We start from the raw sequence: 13,581 nt of genomic DNA on the forward strand, positions 1-13,581 counted from the left end.
ACACTCAAGCACCGGCGACATCCGTCCGCAAGATGTCGCGCACAATCTGAAATTATTTGACAGTCAGGTGGATCTCAGGAACGGGGCGGTGGTGCCGTCGAGCCCCGCACCACCAGCTCGGGTTCGAACAGGAGCTCCTCACGGGTCACGAAACCGCCGTTGATCTGCGTGTTCAGCAGTTCCACGGCCGCCCTGCCCATGGCCTCGATGGGCTGGCGGACGGTGGTGAGGGGTGGCTCGGTGCAGTTCATGAACGCCGAGTCGTCGTACCCGACGACCGACACCTGGGAGGGGACGTCCAGGCCCTTGCGGCGGGCGGCCCTGATGGCGCCGAGCGCCAGCGGGTCACTGGCGCAGATGATGCCGGTGACACCCCGGTCGATGAGCCGGGAGGCCGCCGCGTGCCCGCCCTCGATCGAGAACATCGCGCGGGCGACATGCTCCTCGGGCAGGTCCCCCAGGGCCTGCGCGGCGGCGAGCTTGCGCGCCGAGGGCACATGGTCGGCCGGTCCCAGCACCAGCCCGATCCGCTCGTGCCCCAGCGACGCGAGGTGCCGCCAGGCCTGCTCCACCGCCACCGCGTCGTCGCAGGAGACCCCCGGAAAGCCGAGGGCCTCGATGGACGCGTTGACCAGCACCACCGGGATCTTGCGGTCGGCGAGCAGCCGGTAGTGGTCGTGCGGGGCGTCGGCCTGCGCGTACAGCCCGCCGGCGAAGACGACACCGGACACCTGCTGTTGCAGCAGCAGCTCCACATAGTCCGCCTCGGAGACGCCGCCCTTGGTCTGTGTGCACAGCACCGGCGTCAGTCCGAGCTGCGCGAGCGCGCCCCCGATGACCTCGGCGAACGCCGGGAAGATCGGGTTCTGGAGCTCGGGCAGCACGAGACCCACGAGCCGCGCGCGCTCACCGCGCAGCTGCGTGGGCCGCTCGTAGCCGAGCACGTCCAGGGCGGACAGCACCGCCTGCCGGGTGGACTCGGAGACTCCCGGCTTGCCGTTGAGCACCCGGCTGACCGTGGCCTCGCTGACCCCGACCTTCTTCGCCACCTCGGCAAGTCGTCGCGTCATGTGCGCAAGAATAGCGCAAGAAATGCAAGCGGCTTGCGGGATGACGAAAACGAGTGCCGAGTCCTCAGACCCGGCTGCCGGTCGCCGTGTCCGCCGACAGCCGCTGGGCCACATAGATCGGGATCACGGACAGCAGCACCAGCACCGCCGCCACCACGTTGACCACCGGCGCCTGCTGCGGCCGGGTCATGTTGTTGAAGATCCAGATCGGCAGGGTCTCCACGCCCGGTCCCGCGGTGAACGTGGTCACCACGATCTCGTCGAAGGACAGCGCGAAGGCGAGCAGCCCGCCCGCGAACAGCGCCGAGCGCACCAGCGGGAAGGTGACGTCGGCGAAGGCACGGAAGGTGTTGGCGCCGAGGTCCATCGCCGCCTCCTCGTACGACCCGGAGGTACGCCGCAGCCGGGCGACGACGTTGTTGAAGACGACGACGATGCAGAACGTGGCGTGCCCGACGACCACCGTGAACAGCCCGAGCCCGACCCCGAGCGGCTCAAGTACCGTACTGAAGGCCGAGTTGAGGGCGATGCCCGTGACGATGCCGGGCAGCGCGATCGGCAGGACCACCACGAAGGAGATCGCGTCCCGGCCGAAGAACCGGTGCCGGGCGACGGCGAACGCGATCAGCGTGCCCAGCGCCAGGGCGATGGCCGTGGCTCCCAGCCCCGCCTTCACCGACGTCCAAAGCGCCGCCCGCGCCCCGGAGTTGTCCCAGGCCACCGACCACCAGTGCAGGGTCAGCCCGGACGGCGGCCAGCTCGCGCTCCGGTCCGGGTTCAGGGAGTTGACGAGGACGAGCAGCAGCGGCACGTAGATCACCACGAAGCCGAACCCGGCGGCGACGCGCAAGGCGATCCGCGCGGAGCGGGACAGTTGCACGGGGGCTCCTCTACAGGCTGCTCAGGGCGCCCGTGCGCCGCATCGCCAGCAGGTACAGCACGATGACGACGACGGGGACCGTGCCGAGGGCGGCGGCCATGGGCAGGTTGAGTTCGATGTTGGAGTAGACGAGGTTGCCGATGAGCTGGGTCTTGCCGCCGACGATCTGCACGGTGATGTAGTCGCCGAGGCTGAGCGAGAACGTGAACACCGACCCCGCCGCCACCGACGGCAGCACCATCGGCAGCACGACGGACCGGAAGGTCCGCCAGCCCCGGGCCCCCAAGTCGGCAGAGGCGTCAAGGAGGTTGGCGGGCAGCTGCTCCAGCGCGGTGTGGATCGGCAGGATCATGTACGGCAACCAGAGGTACGTCAGCGTCAGCACCGCCGCCGTCAGCCCGTACCCGGGTCCGCTCAGCCCGAACGGCTTCAGCATCCAGTCGGCGAGCCCGCCCTCGGAGAGGATGAGCCGCCAGGCGTACACCTTGACCAGGTAACTCGCCCACAGCGGGGTGAGGATGGCGACGACGAGCAGCGGCCGCCACTTCGGCTTCGCGACCCGCGCGGTGTAGAAGGCGAGCGGGAAAGCGATCACCGCGCACAGGGCGGTGACGGCCAGGGCGACTCCGACGCTGCGCAGGATCACCTGCCGGAAGACCGGCACGGTGAACAGCTCATGGAAGTTGTCGGTCGACCAGACCTTCACGACTTCCGAGGTGAAGGAGTTCGTCGTCCAGAACGCGGAGACGAACAGCACGCTGAGCGAGCCGAGATAGAGCACCGCGAGCCACAGCAGCGGGGCGGTCAGCAGGAGGGTGAGCCGGAGGCGGGGGCGCCGGTGCAGCGCCCCCGCGGTCCGTGTGATCAGGGCCATGCGTCAGCCCTTGATCTCGGTCCAGGCCTGGACCCACTTCGCGTACGGCACGCACTTGACGTCGGTGCGGCCGTCGAGGCACTGCTCGATGGGTGTGTTCCAGAAGGCGATGTTCTTCCAGTAGCCCTCGTCGGCCGCGTGGTACGTCGTGCAGAAGTTCTTGTCGCTGGTCAGGTCGCAGGCCTTGGAGTTGGCCGGTGCCTCGCCGAAGTACTCGGCGACCTGGGCGTTGACCTTCGGGGAGACGATCCAGTCCAGCCATTTGTAGGCGCAGTTGGGGTGCTTGGCCTTGGCGGACACCATCCAGGTGTCGGACCAGCCGGTCGAACCCTCCTTGGGCACGAAGGCCTTGACCTTGGCGCCCTCGTCGGCGGTGAGGTTGGCGATGACCTGCCAGGTGGTGCCGACGACGGAGTCCCCGCTCTTGAAGGCGGAGATCTCCTTCAGGTAGTCGCTCCAGTACTCGCCGATGTTCGCGTTCTGCTGCTTGAGCAGGTCCACGGCGGCGTCGAACTGCTTCTGGTCCAGGGCGTACGGGTCCTTGATGCCGAGGTCGGGCTTGGTGGCCTTCAGGTACAGGGCCGCGTCGGCGATGTAGATGGGCGAGTCGTACGCCGTGACGTGGCCCTTGTACTTCGAGGCGTCGTCGAAGACAGCGGCCCAGGAGGTGGGCGCGGGCGTGACCTTCTCGGTGTTGTACATCAGCAGGTTGGCGCCGCGGCCGTGCGGGATGCCGTACATCTGCCCATCGACGGAGTTCCAGTCGCCGTCCTTCAACCCACTGAAGATGTCCTGGTAGTTGGGGACGAGGGCGGTGTTGACGGGGGCCGCGTCGCCGGAGGCGATGAGGCGCAGCGAGGCGTCGCCGGAGGCGGAGACTGCGTCGTACTCCCCCGTCTTCATCAGTTTGACCATCTCGTCGGAGCTGGCGGCGGTCTTGGAGTTGACCTGGCAGCCGGTCTGCTTCTCGAAGTCGCTGACCCAGTCGACCTTGGGGTCGTTGGAGCCGTCCTCGACGTAGCCGGCCCAGGCGATGAGGTTGACCTGGCCCTCGGTCTTGCCGAGTTTCGAAGGGGCCTTCAGGTCAGGGGGGTTGAGGCCGGTGGCCGCGGAGCCGTTGCCGTCGTCGGAGGATCCGCAGGCGGTGGCGGCGAGGAGCAGTGCGGCGACGGCTGCCGCCGCCTTGAGGGTAGAGCGCACGACGTACTCCATACGTGAGGGGACGAGCGGGGTCGAAACTCTTGTAGGCGGGGTCGAAACTCCTGTAGAGCGTCAGTCGGGGACGGGCACGGCCACGGCGTGCTGTCGGTGCCACTGGAGGCGGACCCGGGTGCCGCGGTAGGCGGCGACGTCCTCGGAGGAGGTCTCCAGGTTCTGCTGGAGGGCGGTGAGGCGGCCGCCGGCGTCGAGGTCGACGAGGAAGCGGGTGGCGTCCCCGAGGTAGACGACCTCGGCGACGGTGCCGACGGCGGTGGAGTGCTCGGGCTGGTCGGCCTCGGCGGACTCCTTGAGGACGCGGATCTTCTCCGGCCGGATGCTGTAGGTGCCGGGGGCGCCGACGATCCGGTGGGCGGACTCGCCCACGAGGAGGTTGGAGGTGCCGACGAAGGACGCCACGAACGGGGTCGCGGGGCGTTCGTAGACCTCGGCGGGGGTGCCGACCTGTTCGATGCGGCCCTGGTGGAAGACGGCGATGCGGTCGCTCATCGTCAGGGCCTCCTCCTGGTCGTGGGTGACGAAGACGAAGGTGATGCCGACCTCGCGCTGGAGTGCCTTGAGCTCGACCTGCATCTGTTCGCGCAGCTTGAGGTCTAGGGCGCCGAGCGGTTCGTCGAGGAGCAGGACGCGGGGGCGGCCGACGAGGGCGCGGGCGAGGGCGACGCGCTGCCGCTGCCCGCCGGAGAGCTGGGAGGGCCGCCGCTTGCCGAAGCCTTCGAGCCGCACCTCCGCCAGGGCCTTCCGCGCCCGCACAAGCCGCTCCGCCTTGGGCACCTTGCGGACCTTGAGCGCGTAGGCGACGTTCTGCTCGACGGTCATGTGCGGGAACAGGGCGTAGTCCTGGAACACGGTGTGGACGTCCCGCTCGAAGGGTGCGAGCCCGGTGACCTCCTGCCCGGCGAGCTCGATCCGGCCGCCGCTCGGGGCCTCGAACCCGGCGATCATGCGCAGGACGGTGGTCTTGCCGGAGCCGGAGGGACCGAGCATCGAGAAGAACTCGCCGTCCCGGATCTCCAGATCGACCCCGGCCACGGCGGTCGTCTCCCCGAACGACTTCCGCAGACCCTGCAGCCGGATCGCCATTCCCTCCATGGGCGGGAACCTTCCTGGTGCTCTCATGCGTTGACCTATTGACGGGAAACATATGAAGTCATAGTTCAAAGCTCAAGGCCCCCTTAGGGTAAAGCTTGAGTCAATGAGCAAGGTGGTGGCCGTGAAGCAGACGCAGATGAACGGCGGCGCCCGGAAAGCCGTCTTCGCCCCGGTCGACAGCCGGGCGCGGGTCGACGCCGTGGTGCGCCGGATCGGCGACGCCATCGAGCTCGGCCTGCTCGCCGACGGCGAGCAACTCCCGGGCGAGACCGAGCTGGCGGGCCAGCTGGGCGTCTCCACGGTGACCCTGCGGGAGGCCCTCATGGCACTGCGCCAGCAGGGCCTGGTCACCACCCGCCGGGGCCGCGGCGGCGGCTCGTTCGTCTCGCTCCCCGAGGTCCCCGGCGAGGACCGCCTCAAGGTCCGGTTGCGCGGCTGGAGCACCGAGGAACTACGCGACCTCGGCGACCACTGGGCGGCCCTGTCCGGCACGGCGGCCCGGCTCGCCGCCGACCGCACCGAACCGGACGACCTGGTCCAACTCCGCCGTACGGCCGAGGAGTTGACGCAGGCCGCGGATGCGGCGGCGCGCAGCCGGGTGTACGGCCGCTTCCACGTCGAACTCGCGGCGGCATCGCAGTCGGCCCGCCTCACCCGGGAGCAGGTGGCCCTCCAGACCGAAGTGGGGGCCCTGCTCTGCCTTGTGCTCGGGGACGACGAATATCGTGAAGAGGTCTCCGAGCGACTCCGATTCGTAATCTCGGCCGTGCAGGATGGGGCCCACGAATTGGCCAGGGAACAGGCCGAGCGGTGCGTCCGGGAGTCGACGTCGCGGCTGATCGCCCTGCGTCTGACGCTGTAGCCGCACCGCTCGCGAGGTCCCGTCCGCTGGAGGGCAGCCATGAGCCTCGCGACGGCAACGCTCGACAAGGCACCGGAGGAATCGGTCGCGGCCCGCGTCCGCTCGACGCTGGAGGCCGTGTTCGACGCGGTCTCCGCGACCCGCGCCGACACCGCGGCCCTGCTGGCCCGGGTGGCCGCCACGGGCCGCCGCCCGGCCACCGTGGACCTCGCCGCCCTGCGCCCCGGTCTGCACGGCCGCCTGGCCCGGGACGAGTTGGTGTCCGGCGTCGGCTTCGTGGCCGCGCCGGGCCTGCTCAGCGACGTACCGGCGTGGCTGGAGTGGTGGCAGACGGGCTCCGACGGAGACGTACGGCCGCTGCTCCTCGACCTCGACCCCGAGCACTCGGCGTACGCCGACTACACGCACTGGGACTGGTTTGCGCTGCCCCGTGACACCGGGGAGCGGGCGGTGGCGGGGCCGTACGTCGACTACCTCTGCTCGGACGAGTACAGCCTCACTCTGTCCGCGCCGGTGCTGGTCGAGGGCCGGTTCGCCGGGGTGGCCGCCGCGGACGTGTATCTACGGCACTTCGAGGCGGCGGTCATGCCGATGCTGCGCCGGTTGCCGGGTCCCGCGCGGCTGGTGAACGCGCGGGGGCGGGTGGCGGCGTCCACCGACCCACGCCATCTGGTGGGCTCGCTCGGCAAGGGCCCGGATTTCGGGCGGGTGTTGGCGACGGGCCGGCCGACGCAGGCCGACGGGGTGCGGCTGATGCCGTGCGACGGGGTGCCGTTGGTGCTGGTGAGCCCCGCTCAGGCGTGAGGGCCCGCCCGCACTCACTCGGCGGCGGGCACGACCCTCAGGTGCGCGGTCGACCGGCGCGTCCCACGCGCGCGTGCCGGGGAGCGCCGGGTCTCGCGCAGGACCAGCGTCAGCCGGGTGTAACCGAGGTCCCGGAGCGTGCCGGGCGTCTCGTCGACGACCCGGCATTCGGTGGCGCCCCAGCGTGGGTCCGGGTGCAGCAGCGGGCGGACGGCGCCGTCGTGTGCGAAGGCGCGCTCGCCGACGACCCTGATCCAGTGCGGCAGGCCGTGCCGGTAGGCGGCGTCCATGATGGGGTCCTGGGCGATGTCCCGGCGGATCGCCTGCAGCCCGTGATCATGCCCGTCCCGCTCCACCGCGGCGGCGAAGTGGGCCAGCATCGGCAGACACCAGCTCGACTCGTGTTCCCCGAGCACGGTGCCGGCGTCCGGGTGGAAGAGCACGAATCTCAGGAAGTTGTCGTCCGGCATGGCGGTCGGATGCGGACCCACACCGCCGAAAAGTGACGCGAAAGCAGCGTTGGACAGAACGACGTCCCACCGCTCGTCGAGCACGAGCGAAGGAAAGGGAACGGCTTCCAGAAGGGTGGCGTAGTCCTGGAGATACGCCCGGGCCTCGGGACTGTCGGGGACGGCCCGCGGCTGCGGCCGCTGCCCTCCTGCCTGCTGTGCCATCGGGAGGTCACCCCTCTTGCCTATGCGGCCACGCGCGTGGCGCCCTGATCCTGCTGCCCGGACGCGAGCGGTGTCAACTATCGTGGCATTTCGTGTCGGTTGACGGCTGAAATTGGCCACAGTTGTGGCGAGACCTGGATGTGCGTTCGAACAACGGCTACTCTCCCCGGAGTTCACGGCAACCGCTTGTGTTGAGCTGCTTGTGAGAAGCCTGTGAGAGACGTAGGAGATCTGTCGGTGGCGGATGGCTTCGCGAGTCCGGGTGCCCCGGTGACGGCTGCGCTGCCGGCCGTCGTCGCTCGCGTCACCGCACTCGCCGACCGGCTCGGTGTGCCGCATGCGGAGGTCTTCCACACCGGCCGCCTGTCGGTGGCCAGCGGTGTCCCCGAGTCCGTGGTCAAGGCCCTGCTGAGCGGCCGCCCGGCCGGCGAGCCGGACATCCAGGCCCGCTTCCTCCAGCGCCTGGACCTCCTGCGCCGCACGCGTCTGAAGCCCAACGGCCGCAAGTACACCCAGCAGGAGATCGCCGACGGCGCCGGCATGTCACGCCAGCAGGCGGGCGCCCTCATCAACGGCGACCGGCGTCCCACGATGGAGCACTGCGACGCCATCCAGCGCTTCTTCCGGGTGCACGCCGGCTTCCTCACGGCGGAGGACCCCGAGGCCCTGGCCGGCGCCCTGCAGCGCACCGAACAGGATCTCCTGCAGAAGCTGGCCGACCGCGAGAAGGAGACGGTCGCCACCGCGGGCGACCCGCTGGAGCAGCTCCTCCAGGACCACGGCGTCCGCGGAATCGCCTGGCGGGCCGCACAGCTGCCGACCGACCAGCATCGCGACAAGGTCGCCGAATGGCTGGACATGCTTCTGGAGAGCGTCAAACGGCCCGAGTCGTGAGCCGGGGGTTAACTGTGGGCATCGGTAGGGACATGCGCCGCCTGTGCGGCGAACTGGTCGCGGAGCTGCCCTTCCCGGCCCCCGCGGCACATCCCACTGAGCTGTACACGGCCCTCTGCGAGGCGATGAGCCGCCGCCGCGGCCGCCCGGTCCACTTCCGTACGGCCGCCTTCCCGGTCGGCACCGCGAGCGGCCTGTGGCTCGACATGGCCGACCAGGACCTGGTCGTCGTGGAGGAACGCACCGCCCCCGACCACCAGTTGGTCATCCTCGGCCACGAGCTGTGGCACATGCAGGCCGGTCACAGCAGCCACCATGTCGAGGGCGCCGCCGTGGCGGCCCGGATGCTCAGCGACGACGGGGACCTCAGGGCGGCCGTCCTCAGGGTCGCCGCCCGCAGCCGCTTCGACCAGGAGGACGAGAAGGAGGCCGAGCGCTTCGGCCTGCTGCTGGCCAGCAAGTGCCGTACCTGGCTGGACGGTTCGTCGGTACGGGGTCCGGTGCAGCGGGACCGGCTGGCGGGCCGTATCGAGGCGTCGCTGGGCTATCTGGGCCCGCAGAACTGAGCAGGCTGAGCACGCCCGACCCGTACCGCGGCCCTCACGTGGCGCTGCGTTCGCTCGCCTCCAGCAGCTCCCGCCCCGCCGCCCGGTCACGCAGGCCGCCCGGCCGCCCCTCCCGCAGCAACTCCCGCCAGTGCTCCCGGCTCCAGTCCGCCGGCGCGGTGCCGCGCGTGAACTCCTCGACCAGCGCCACGAACCGCCCCGGGTCGGCGTGGAACGGGAAGTGCCCGGCGCCTTCGAAGATCTCCAGCCGGCTCCCGGGCATCGCCTCGTGCGCCCCGAAGGCGTGCCGCACCGGCACCACGCTGTCCCGGTCGCCCCACAGCAGCATGGTCGGCATGCCCTCGGTGAGATAGCACCGGTCCAGCATCGTCACGACCTGCCCCCGCCAGTCGACCACGGCACGCAGGGTCCGGATGAACGCGTTCCGGGAGGTCTCGTCGGGCAACGCGTCGACCAGGTTCAGCAGATCAGGAGCGTCCTGCCCGAGGTCCGTGTCCATGGCCTTCATCAGCCGCACCGCGAGCCCCACTTGAAGCCGGGCGCCCGGCAACCGCAGCGCGGACAGCATCAGATGGGCGCCGGGCAGCGAGACCAGCCGCAGCATCGGATTGACCTCGCGCCCCACGCCACCGGCGCTGACCAGGATCAGCCGCTCGGTCCGCTCGGGGAACTGGTAGGCGAACTGCATCGCCACGCCCCCGCCGAGCGAGTGCCCCACCAGGGTCGCCGACTCGATGCCGAGCGTGGTGAGCAGGTCCCGCACCCCGTTGGCGTACGCGGCCACCGAGTAGTCGGCGCGGGGTTTGTCGGAGGCGCCGTGGCCGAGCAGGTCGGGGGCGATGACGGTGTGCGTGCGGGCGAGGTCGGGGATGAGTTCGGCCCAGGTGGCCGAGGAGTCCCCGATGCCGTGGATGAGGACGAGCGCCGGGCCCTCGCCGGCCATGCGGAAGGCGCGCCGGTATCCGTGCACCACCCGGTACTGCAACTCGAGTTCGCCGTCGCCCACCGAGCGCAGCCTCACGGTGCGCGCGGGGCGCCGATGCGGGACGTCGACCACGTACGTGCCTCCCGTTTTCCGCAGCCGCCCGCCCGGCCGTGCCTGGCCGCCGGGTGCGGCTGAAAGCCCTTCCACTCCAGCGTAGAACCCTGTTCCCACCGGCGATTTCGATCAGGTTTCGCCTCGGCTAAGCGGGCGAACGGACGTGTAGCGGGACCGGATTGTCAGTGCCGGTTGGCAAGCTGGAGTCGGGCCCTCATTGGCGGGGCCGACCGACGAGCCGACTTGGGGAGAGCCGACCGATGCCCACCGCCGTACTCACCGACCGCGAGCGCACCGCCGTACAGGCCTACCTGCGGCTGCTGCACACCGTCCGGGCCGCGTTCGACGGTCCGCCGGACGGCAGGCGACCACCCGTCGTGCCGCCCGCCGTCCTCGCCGAGGCGGAGCAGGCGCTGGCGGAAGCGGGGCTCGCCGGCAACGAGGAGGCCTTCTTCCGGCTGCTCCAGAACTGGTGTCCGCCGACGCCCTAGGGAGCCGGGCGACAGGAAGCCGCCTGGCGCGGTGGAACACCGCTGGTGGTGCCGCGCGCTCAGGCGTGCGGCACGACCACCGACGTGGCCACCAGCCCGTCCCGGACGGTCCAGCGCCCTTCGAACACGCCGCGCCGTTGTCCGGCCAGGACCGGCCCGGGGACGAGCAGTTCGGCGCGCAGCCGTCCACGGGGGAACTCGCCTTGGTCGACGAGGATCTCGATGTCGGCCTCGGCGAAGTCGAGCCAGGTGCCGGTGAGCGGGAACCACGCCTTGTAGACGGACTCCTTGGCGCTGAACAGCAGCCGGTCCCAGTGGATGCCGGGATGGCTCTCGGCGAGGTGCCGCAGCCTGATCCGCTCGCCGGGCAGCGACACGCTGTCGAGGACGCCGTCCGGGAGCGGTCCGTGGGGTTCGGCGTCGATGCCCAGGGAGGTCAGGTCGGCCGCGCGGACGAGGGCGGCGGCGCAGTAGCCGTCGCAGTGGGTCATGCTGCCGGTCAGGCCGGCGGGCCACTGCGGGGCGCCGCGTTCGCCGGGCAGCACCGGCTGCGGGGGGACGCCGAGCTTCTCCATCGCCCGCCGGGCGCAGGACCGTACGAGGGCGAACTCGCGGCGGCGTTTGGCGACGGACTGCGCGACGAGCGCGGCCTCCTCGGGGTACAGCGTGATGTTCTCCGCCTCGGCCTGACCGTGGATCTCCACGGCCACCACGGAGTCCGGCAGCAGGTCCTCGATCACAGCGCGCCGACCTCCCTGGGCGCGATCCGGCGCAGCCGCCCCGGCGGCTCCGGCCGCTTGCTCCACTCGCGCGGGTAGCCCACCGACACCTCCTCGAAGCGGACCCCGTCGAGCCAGGTGGTGCGGGGGATGTGGAGATGGCCGTAGACCATGGTCTCGACGCGGAACCGGCGGTGCCAGTCGGCGGTCAGGGTGGTGCCGCACCACATGGCGAACTCGGGGTACCACAGGACGTCCGTGGGGTGCCGGTCCAACGGGTAGTGGTTGACGAGGACGGTGGGCAGGTCGTCCGGCAGCGCCTCGAGCCGGCGCTCGGTCTCGGCGACGCGGGCGCGGCACCAGGCCTCGCGGGTCGGGTAGGGGTCGGGGTGCAGCAGGTGTTCGTCGGTGCAGACGATGCCGGTGCCGTGCGCGTACTCCAGGCCCTGTTCCTTGGTCGTGCAGCCGGCGGGCAGGAAGGAGTAGTCGTAGAGGAGGAAGAGCGGCGCGACGGCGACCGGGCCGCCGGGGCCCTCCCAGACGGGGTACGGGTCCTCGGGGGTGAGGACGCCCAGGTCGCGGCAGACCTCGACGAGGTGCTCGTAGCGGGCGACGCCGCGCAGGGTGACGGGGTCGCTGGGGTGGGTCCACAGTTCGTGGTTGCCGGGGGCCCAGATCACCTTGCGGAAGCGGCCGGCGAGGGTTTCCAGCGCCCAGCGGATCTGACCGACGGTCTCCGCGACGTCACCGGCGACGAGCAGCCAGTCGTCGTCCGTCTCCGGGCGCATGGCCTCCACCAGGTCGCGGTTCTCGGGGTAGCCGATGTGCAGGTCACTGATGGCCAGCAGTTGTGCGGCGCCACCGGCCGTCGACGTCACGTCCCGCCCCCTCCGCGCACCCGGATACGACCACGACAGCATATTCGGGCGCCGCCGGGAGGGTAGTTCAAGATCGAAAAATCCGTAACACGCACGTTGCACGCGAGGGCCCCGGCAGGCCGTATGATCGCCCCAACACCACCGCCATGAACTTCCCTTCTTACAGGGCGGTTTGGTGTCCCTAAAAACCACCCTGGCCGGGCACGGCCTGCTTCGCCCTGCCCGAAAACCCCGAAAGGCGGCCTGCATGATCTCTCGCGTACGCGTCTGGCTCAACCGCACGTACGCGGAGAACGTGTTCTTCATGGATCAGCTGCGGAAAAATCCCAGCGATCGCGCCGTCGAGATCCATGCCACGCACGGCGACGCGGACTCCCCCGTACTGGCCGCCGCCGACACCGCGGACCTGGAGCCGGAGGGCCTGTCCCCCGCCGGGTACGTGGAGTACGCGCTCGACCAGTGCCAGCGGCGCGGCATCGACGTGTTCGTGCCCCGGCTGCACCAGTCGGCGATCGTGGCGCACCGGGCCGAGTTCGAGGCTGTGGGTACGGCGCTCCTTGCACCGCCGCCGGAGGCCGTGGCCGTCTTCGAGGACAAGGTGATCGCCTACGAGGCCGTGCAGGCGATCGGGGTACCGGTGCCGCCGTGGTTCCGGGTGCGGTCGGCCGACGAACTCGTCGCGGCCGTCGAGGAGTTGGAGGCCGGCGGCCACAAGGCGTGCTTCAAGCCGGCGTCCGGTGCGGGCGGGGTGGGCTTCCGCGTGATCACGCGCGCCCCCTTCTCGCTCGTTCACCTCAACGGCTTCCCCAGCCCGTACGTCCCGTTGGACGTGGTCGTCGAGGCGTTGCGGCAGGCCGACGAGGCGGTGGACTGGCTGGTGATGCCGCGTCTTGAGCAGCCGGAGGTGTCGGTGGACTGTCTCACGGGGCCCGACAACCGGATTCGGCTGGCGGTGGGCCGCACGAAGAACGGGCGCCGGCGCGGGTTCACGCTGCACGAGCAGTGGCTGGAGCCGGCGCGGTTGATCGCGGAGGGGTTCGGGCTGCACTACCTGTCCAACATCCAGTTCCGGATGTTCGGGGACCGGCCCGTTCTCATGGATGTCAACACGCGTCCAGCTGGGGGTTTGCATCAGCTGTCGCTGTGTGGGGTGAACGCACCTTGGGCTGCTGTGCAGTTGGCGCTCGGCGAGGATCCGGGGGAGATGGTGCCGCCGTTCCTGGGACAGGACTACACGGTGGTTTCGGGGCCGCGGCCGTTGCGGGCCGTTTCGCTGCCGCAGCAGAGGGCTTTGGAGCCGTTGCCTGCGGTGCCGTCACCTGTGATGGCCGAGCCAGTTACAACTGAGGCCGCGGCTTCTGTACTGCCGCTTTAGGTTCGTTGCCGGGTGCGGGTAGTTCGTGGCTTGTCGCGCAGTTCCCCGCGCCCCTGAAGGAACCTCAACCTCACCGGTATGGACCAATTCTGTCGTTCGTCTTGACAGGCGGATTGGTCCATACCAACTTTGTTGCGCACCCCCT

Annotated in this window: 15 protein-coding genes; 6 read left to right on the plus strand and 9 right to left on the minus strand. The window is 70.4% G+C overall.

Annotation, left to right across the window (positions count from 1 at the left end; all coding sequences use genetic code 11):
- Positions 1 to 74: 74 nt before the first annotated feature.
- The 5 genes from IQ210_RS27340 to IQ210_RS27360 form a co-directional block, all read right to left on the minus strand.
- Positions 75 to 1,070: a LacI family DNA-binding transcriptional regulator gene (locus tag IQ210_RS27340; RefSeq protein ID WP_194081785.1), complete on the minus strand. Its 996-nt coding sequence runs from the start codon at positions 1,068 to 1,070 to the stop codon at positions 75 to 77.
- Between the two features lie 64 nt (positions 1,071 to 1,134).
- A complete protein-coding gene (locus IQ210_RS27345) occupies positions 1,135 to 1,950 on the minus strand; it encodes an ABC transporter permease (RefSeq protein WP_194081786.1) in 816 nt (271 codons plus the stop codon).
- Between the two features lie 10 nt (positions 1,951 to 1,960).
- Positions 1,961 to 2,824: an ABC transporter permease gene (locus IQ210_RS27350; RefSeq protein WP_194081787.1), complete on the minus strand. Its 864-nt coding sequence runs from the start codon at positions 2,822 to 2,824 to the stop codon at positions 1,961 to 1,963.
- A gap of 3 nt (positions 2,825 to 2,827) precedes the next feature.
- Positions 2,828 to 4,036, minus strand: coding sequence for an ABC transporter substrate-binding protein (locus IQ210_RS27355; protein ID WP_194081788.1), 1,209 nt, complete (start codon positions 4,034 to 4,036; stop codon positions 2,828 to 2,830).
- Between the two features lie 60 nt (positions 4,037 to 4,096).
- A complete protein-coding gene (locus tag IQ210_RS27360) occupies positions 4,097 to 5,134 on the minus strand; it encodes an ABC transporter ATP-binding protein (RefSeq protein ID WP_194081789.1) in 1,038 nt (345 codons plus the stop codon).
- A gap of 103 nt (positions 5,135 to 5,237) precedes the next feature.
- On the opposite strand from IQ210_RS27360, the gene IQ210_RS27365 reads away from it, so the two are divergent.
- A complete protein-coding gene (locus IQ210_RS27365; RefSeq protein ID WP_194081790.1) occupies positions 5,238 to 5,996 on the plus strand; it encodes a FadR/GntR family transcriptional regulator in 759 nt (252 codons plus the stop codon).
- A 39-nt stretch (positions 5,997 to 6,035) separates the two neighbouring features.
- Positions 6,036 to 6,800 carry a cache domain-containing protein gene (locus IQ210_RS27370; RefSeq protein WP_194081791.1) on the plus strand — a complete coding sequence of 255 codons (765 nt, stop codon included), beginning with the start codon at positions 6,036 to 6,038 and terminating at the stop codon, positions 6,798 to 6,800.
- A gap of 14 nt (positions 6,801 to 6,814) precedes the next feature.
- Here the strand turns inward: IQ210_RS27370 and IQ210_RS27375 are convergent, their stop codons facing one another.
- The gene (locus tag IQ210_RS27375; protein ID WP_194081792.1) at positions 6,815 to 7,474 is read right to left on the minus strand and encodes an MmyB family transcriptional regulator; all 660 of its coding nucleotides are present in this window, start codon (positions 7,472 to 7,474) and stop codon (positions 6,815 to 6,817) included.
- Between the two features lie 237 nt (positions 7,475 to 7,711).
- On the opposite strand from IQ210_RS27375, the gene IQ210_RS27380 reads away from it, so the two are divergent.
- Both IQ210_RS27380 and IQ210_RS27385 read left to right on the plus strand, forming a co-directional pair.
- Positions 7,712 to 8,368 carry a helix-turn-helix domain-containing protein gene (locus IQ210_RS27380; protein ID WP_194081793.1) on the plus strand — a complete coding sequence of 219 codons (657 nt, stop codon included), beginning with the start codon at positions 7,712 to 7,714 and terminating at the stop codon, positions 8,366 to 8,368.
- 32 nt (positions 8,369 to 8,400) lie between these two features.
- Positions 8,401 to 8,934: a toxin-antitoxin system, toxin component gene (locus IQ210_RS27385; protein ID WP_194081894.1), complete on the plus strand. Its 534-nt coding sequence runs from the start codon at positions 8,401 to 8,403 to the stop codon at positions 8,932 to 8,934.
- Between the two features lie 34 nt (positions 8,935 to 8,968).
- On the opposite strand, the gene IQ210_RS27390 is transcribed toward IQ210_RS27385, so the two are convergent.
- Complete coding sequence (locus IQ210_RS27390; RefSeq protein ID WP_194081794.1) at positions 8,969 to 9,991, minus strand: alpha/beta fold hydrolase; 1,023 nt, start codon at positions 9,989 to 9,991, stop codon at positions 8,969 to 8,971.
- A gap of 242 nt (positions 9,992 to 10,233) precedes the next feature.
- Here IQ210_RS27390 and IQ210_RS27395 point away from each other — a divergent pair, with 242 nt between their 5' ends.
- On the plus strand, positions 10,234 to 10,464 hold the full coding sequence (locus IQ210_RS27395; RefSeq protein ID WP_126275376.1) for a hypothetical protein: 231 nt from the start codon (positions 10,234 to 10,236) through the stop codon (positions 10,462 to 10,464).
- A gap of 59 nt (positions 10,465 to 10,523) precedes the next feature.
- Here the strand turns inward: IQ210_RS27395 and IQ210_RS27400 are convergent, their stop codons facing one another.
- A complete protein-coding gene (locus IQ210_RS27400) occupies positions 10,524 to 11,204 on the minus strand; it encodes a 4'-phosphopantetheinyl transferase family protein (RefSeq protein WP_194081795.1) in 681 nt (226 codons plus the stop codon).
- Positions 11,201 to 12,061, minus strand: coding sequence for a metallophosphoesterase family protein (locus tag IQ210_RS27405; RefSeq protein ID WP_194081796.1), 861 nt, complete (start codon positions 12,059 to 12,061; stop codon positions 11,201 to 11,203). The genes IQ210_RS27400 and IQ210_RS27405 overlap by 4 nt, the downstream gene beginning before the upstream one ends.
- A 247-nt stretch (positions 12,062 to 12,308) precedes the next feature.
- Here IQ210_RS27405 and IQ210_RS27410 point away from each other — a divergent pair, with 247 nt between their 5' ends.
- Complete coding sequence (locus IQ210_RS27410) at positions 12,309 to 13,436, plus strand: ATP-grasp domain-containing protein (RefSeq protein ID WP_194081797.1); 1,128 nt, start codon at positions 12,309 to 12,311, stop codon at positions 13,434 to 13,436.
- Positions 13,437 to 13,581 lie beyond the last annotated feature (145 nt).

Source organism: Streptomyces justiciae, from assembly GCF_015163075.1.
GTDB classification, from domain to species: Bacteria; Actinomycetota; Actinomycetes; order Streptomycetales; family Streptomycetaceae; genus Streptomyces; species Streptomyces justiciae.

What these genes read in the sequence shown, in the direction of transcription:
- IQ210_RS27375 (WP_194081792.1), bottom strand. Translation starts at nt 7,474, where the DNA reads ATGGCACAGCAGGCAGGAGGGCAGCGGCCGCAGCCGCGGGCCGTCCCC.
- IQ210_RS27340 (WP_194081785.1), bottom strand. Translation starts at nt 1,070, where the DNA reads ATGACGCGACGACTTGCCGAGGTGGCGAAGAAGGTCGGGGTCAGCGAG.
- IQ210_RS27395 (WP_126275376.1), top strand. Translation starts at nt 10,234, where the DNA reads ATGCCCACCGCCGTACTCACCGACCGCGAGCGCACCGCCGTACAGGCC.
- IQ210_RS27365 (WP_194081790.1), top strand. Translation starts at nt 5,238, where the DNA reads ATGAGCAAGGTGGTGGCCGTGAAGCAGACGCAGATGAACGGCGGCGCC.
- IQ210_RS27410 (WP_194081797.1), top strand. Translation starts at nt 12,309, where the DNA reads ATGATCTCTCGCGTACGCGTCTGGCTCAACCGCACGTACGCGGAGAAC.
- IQ210_RS27355 (WP_194081788.1), bottom strand. Translation starts at nt 4,036, where the DNA reads ATGGAGTACGTCGTGCGCTCTACCCTCAAGGCGGCGGCAGCCGTCGCC.
- IQ210_RS27360 (WP_194081789.1), bottom strand. Translation starts at nt 5,134, where the DNA reads ATGGAGGGAATGGCGATCCGGCTGCAGGGTCTGCGGAAGTCGTTCGGG.
- IQ210_RS27350 (WP_194081787.1), bottom strand. Translation starts at nt 2,824, where the DNA reads ATGGCCCTGATCACACGGACCGCGGGGGCGCTGCACCGGCGCCCCCGC.
- IQ210_RS27370 (WP_194081791.1), top strand. Translation starts at nt 6,036, where the DNA reads ATGAGCCTCGCGACGGCAACGCTCGACAAGGCACCGGAGGAATCGGTC.
- IQ210_RS27385 (WP_194081894.1), top strand. Translation starts at nt 8,401, where the DNA reads ATGCGCCGCCTGTGCGGCGAACTGGTCGCGGAGCTGCCCTTCCCGGCC.